The following is a 4,117-nucleotide window of genomic DNA, read 5'->3' as shown; positions in this document are numbered from 1 at the left end:
CGGGTGGGCTGTGTGGCGCGGATTCGGTCACTGGGCCTTCCTCGGTCACGGGGCGAGGTGGTCGGGCGCCGGTGAGGAGCGTGGCGCGGCGGTCAAGTGATCATTTTTCCGGGCGGGCGGGGAAGTCGCGGGTGATCACCAGGATCAGTGCGTCGGTGGAGACGATTCTGGTCTTCGACTGGGGCACGATGCTCTCGATGCCCGGCATCGCCTCCTTCAGGGCGCGGGCGGCGTCGGCGTCGGCGTCGTCGTAGAAGACCGTCGTCACCGGGACGTTGTAGATCGACTGGTAGTTGCCCACCCGCTCGACCCGGAACCCGGCCGACTCGACCTGCTTGGCGGCCACCTCGGCGAGCCCGGCGACCCGCGAGTTGTTCAGGACGACCACCGGGGCCGTGGCCTTCGGTCCCGGCGGGGCCGGCGGCTTCGTCGCGGTGGACGCGGACGGCGCCGGCGTCGGTTCCAGGGACGCCGGCGCCGTCTTCGTGGCCCCCGGGCCGGGGACCGGGGACGTGGCCGCCGCGCGGTGCGGCGACGGGGCCGGAGTGGTCCGGCCGCCGCCGGCTTGGTCCGTGCCCGGCCGCGCCGAGTGCGTCGGGGCCGCGACCTGGGTGGTGGAGCCGTCCGCGTCGGACGGGCCGTTCAGCAGATTGACCACCAGGATGCCCGCGAGTACGGCGAGAACCGCGACGACGCCCGCGCCGAGGGTGTGGAGCCGGTCCGGGCGCCGCCGGTGGGGACGCCGCGGCGGTGCGTTCGTGGCAGGTGTCATGCGTGGTCTTACCCCTCGGCCCGGTCACGTCGGCCGGATCGGGCCGCCCGGCGTTGCTCCCGCAGCCGGCGCAGCCGGCGGACCAGCATCGGATCGGCTATCAGCGCGGCTTCCGAATCGATCAGCCGGTTTAACAACTGGTAGTAGCGTGTTGATGACAGCTCGAACTCGGCCCGGATCGCCTCCTCCTTGGCTCCCGGGTGGCGCCACCAACCCTGCTCGAAGCGCAACATGCGACGATCGCGATCGGACAGTTCGTTGGGTGGGACGTCCGCCCGCGCTGGTTTCTCGGGCGCTGGTTTCTCGGGCGCTGGTTTCTCGGGCGGCAGGCTCTCGGGCGGCAGAGGGTGTGCTGCCTCCACAGCGGGACCTCCTCGGGACGCATCCGGGGCGATGGGCGCGATGGTGCGCCGACGTACCACGCCCGGTATGGTGCGCCGCCCACTATTTCACCCCGTGGGTCCGACATCCTCGGCGTCTCTGGCGACACACGTCCCGCCCGCGGTCCGGCCGCCCGACGCGGATCTGATGAGACGCTCGCGGGAGGCCCCCACCTGGTCCCGGCCAGGTCAGAGTTCCGGCCAGGTCAGAGCGCCCCGATTGGCTGCCATTGGCACCGATTGGCACCGATTGGCCTCCGGGCAGGCGGGGCACGCCGTGTGGTGACCTACTCTTGGCCGGTGAGCCGGCGCTTCACCCGCACCACCGAGGACTTCGTCTGCCTGGTCTGCGGGACGGCCGTGCGTGGTGACGGGTACACCAACCACTGCCCGTCCTGTCTGTCGTCGCGGCACGTCGACGTCAACCCCGGCGATCGGGCGGCGCGGTGCGGCGGTGTGATGCGGCCGGTCGCGGTGGAGAGCCGTACGCACGATCTGGTCATCACGCACGTCTGCGAGCGGTGTGGGCATCGGCGCCGCAACCGGTCCGCTCCGGCGGACGATCGCGACACGCTGCTGGCGGTCGCCGCCGCGGTCGCGCAGGCGGCGACGGCCCCAGGGCTGCCGGCCCCAGGGCTGCCGGCCCCAGGGCTGCCGGCCCCAGGGCTGCCGGCCCCAGGGCTGCCGGCCCCAGGGCTGCCGGCCCCAGGGCTGCCGGCCCCAGGGCTGCCGGGCCCCGGGGCGCGACCGCCGCGCCGCCCGGGGCGCGCGCGGCGCTCATGACCGCCGGTCAGGGCTGCCGGTCAGGGATACAGACCCCGGGTCTGGTGGGCGTCGGCCACCCGGCCGACCCCGATGACGTGCGCGGCGCTGCGCATGCTGATCTTCTGGGTCGTGGCCAGCAGGGAGACCTCGCGGTACGCGCGGTCCATCAGCGCCCGGAGCCGGTCGTTGACCTCGTCCTCGGACCAGAAATACGCCTGGATGTCCTGCACCCACTCGAAGTACGAGACCGCCACCCCGCCGCCGTTGGCGAGGATGTCCGGCACCACCAGGACGCCCCGGTCGTCCAGGACCTGGTCGGCCTCGGCGGTCACCGGGCCGTTGGCGCCCTCGACGATGATCGGCGCGCGGACCCGGTCGACGTTCTCGACCGTGATGACGCCCTCCAGCGCCGCGGGGACGAGCACGTCGACGTCGAGCTCCAGGAGCTCGTCGTTGGTGATCGTGTCGGTTCCCGGGTAGCCGACGACCGTCTCCGCGCCGTCGGCGAGATAGCGGATGAGGGCGGCCGGGTTGAGTCCCTGCGGGTTGTAGATCCCGCCCTTCGCGTCCGAGACCGCGACCACAGTGCAACCGGCGTCGTGCAGGTACTGGGCCGCGAGCGCCCCCACCTTGCCGAAGCCTTGGACCGCGATTGTCATCGCGTGCGGGTCGCGCCCGGTCTCGCGCAGCGCGGCGAACACCGAAAGCTGCACCCCCAGGCTGGTCGCCCCGGCCCGACCGGCGGAACCGCCGATGGACAGCGGCTTGCCGGTTACCACGCCGGTGGCGGTGTACCCGGTGTGCGCCGAGTAGGTATCCATGATCCAGGCCATGGTCTGCTCGTCGGTGCCCACATCCGGTGCCGGGATGTCCTTCTCCGGTCCGATCAACGGGACGAGTTCGGCGGCGTAGCGCCGGGTCAGGCGTTCGCGTTCCGGTAGGGAGAGCATCGCCGGTTCCACCGCGATGCCGCCCTTGGCCCCGCCGTAGGGGATCCCCATCAGCGCGCACTTCCAGGTCATCCACATCGCCAGCGCCTTGACCTCGTCGAGGTCGGTGGTGGGGTGGAAGCGGATCCCCCCCTTGCCCGGGCCACGGGCGAGGTTGTGCTGGACGCGATAGCCGGTCAGCACGGTCAGCTGACCGTCGTCGCGCTGTAGCGGAACGCTGACGGTGATCGCCCGGCGGGGCGTGCGGAGCAGGTCGTGCATACCGTCGTCAAGGCCCAGATGACGAGCCGCGTTCGCCAGTTGAACGCAGGCCGTGTCCCATGCTGAGCCGGATCCGAGGATCACAGGCACCTCCGCGGCGCGTTTCGAGCCACCCTTCGCCGCCGAACGCGCCGCCCGGTCCGCCGGCCACGGCGCGCTCCGTTGCGCGCCGCGGTGGTGACTCGATATGGCGCAAACAATAGGTGACGGGAGATGCCGTCTGTCGGGTGCGCGCAGGGCGCGCCATCGCCCACCAGGCACCTCCGGGTACGGTCGCGAGCGTGCGCGCGGACCCGTCGAGCCGCCTCCCGGTGCCGCGGCGCGCCGGGGGGCCGGCTTTGTCCGCACCCGGACGGCTGGCCGCGCTCGCCCGCCCCGGAGCCGGCACTCCCGACCGGTCAGCCCGGCGCCTCTGGGCATGGTGGCTGGTCAGCCGTGCCGTCCTCGTCATCCTGGTGGTGACCGACCAGGCGTTCGGCATGCAGCAGAGCGTGCTCGGCGATCTACACATCTATGCGGAGTGGGGCCGCGGGCTCGGTCGCGGCGAGGGGATGCCCACCGGTGACGACCGCTGGCAGTATCCGCCGGGCGCGGCAGTTGCGTTCGTGTTGCCCGACGTAACTCACGCCTATCTGGGATTGCCCTATCGAGCGGTGTTCATTGGGATGATGGTGGCCGTCGACGCCGTCCTGACCGCCGCGCTGGTGCGTCGCTCGGTCCCGGCGGCAGGGTTTTGGGTGGCCGGTCTCACCGCGCTGGGACCGGTGGCGCTGGCCCGTTTCGATCTGCTGCCGGCCGCGGCGGCGGTCGCGGCCGTGCTCGCGCTCGCCGCGGGCCGGTCCGGCCGGGCGGGATTTCATCTCGCCGCGGGTGCGCTGCTCAAGATCTGGCCGGTCCTGCTGCTGATCGCCCTGTCCCGTCCGCCGCTCCGGTCCCCGGGTCGGTCGGCGCCCCCCGATCGGTCCCCCGGCCGGCCCCCCGGCCGGGGG

5 protein-coding genes are annotated in these 4,117 nt (G+C 72.7%); 2 read left to right on the top strand and 3 right to left on the bottom strand.

Annotated features, from left to right (window positions below):
- Nucleotides 1-100: 100 nt before the first annotated feature.
- Entirely contained in the window at nt 101-772 is a 672-nt protein-coding gene (locus AC08OV_RS23840) for a LytR C-terminal domain-containing protein (protein ID WP_476620357.1), read from the bottom strand.
- A gap of 8 nt (nt 773-780) precedes the next feature.
- Entirely contained in the window at nt 781-1,005 is a 225-nt protein-coding gene (locus AC08OV_RS23835) for a DUF3263 domain-containing protein (protein ID WP_476620356.1), read from the bottom strand.
- A 426-nt stretch (nt 1,006-1,431) separates the two neighbouring features.
- Here AC08OV_RS23835 and AC08OV_RS23830 point away from each other — a divergent pair, with 426 nt between their 5' ends.
- Entirely contained in the window at nt 1,432-1,935 is a 504-nt protein-coding gene (locus AC08OV_RS23830; RefSeq protein ID WP_476620355.1) for an RNHCP domain-containing protein, read from the top strand.
- Between the two features lie 20 nt (nt 1,936-1,955).
- On the opposite strand, the gene AC08OV_RS23825 is transcribed toward AC08OV_RS23830, so the two are convergent.
- Nucleotides 1,956-3,212 carry a Glu/Leu/Phe/Val family dehydrogenase gene (locus AC08OV_RS23825; protein ID WP_476615962.1) on the bottom strand — a complete coding sequence of 419 codons (1,257 nt, stop codon included), beginning with the start codon at nt 3,210-3,212 and terminating at the stop codon, nt 1,956-1,958.
- A gap of 197 nt (nt 3,213-3,409) precedes the next feature.
- Between AC08OV_RS23825 and AC08OV_RS23820 the strand changes: the two genes are divergently transcribed.
- Nucleotides 3,410-4,117, top strand: a 708-nt coding sequence (locus tag AC08OV_RS23820) for a glycosyltransferase 87 family protein (RefSeq protein ID WP_476620354.1), incomplete at its 3' end; no start/stop codon positions are given.

The organism is Frankia sp. CeTa3Moorea (assembly GCF_978021225.1).
The sequence above is the reverse complement of the archived record's forward strand: the minus strand, read 5'-3'. Positions and strand labels throughout refer to the sequence as shown.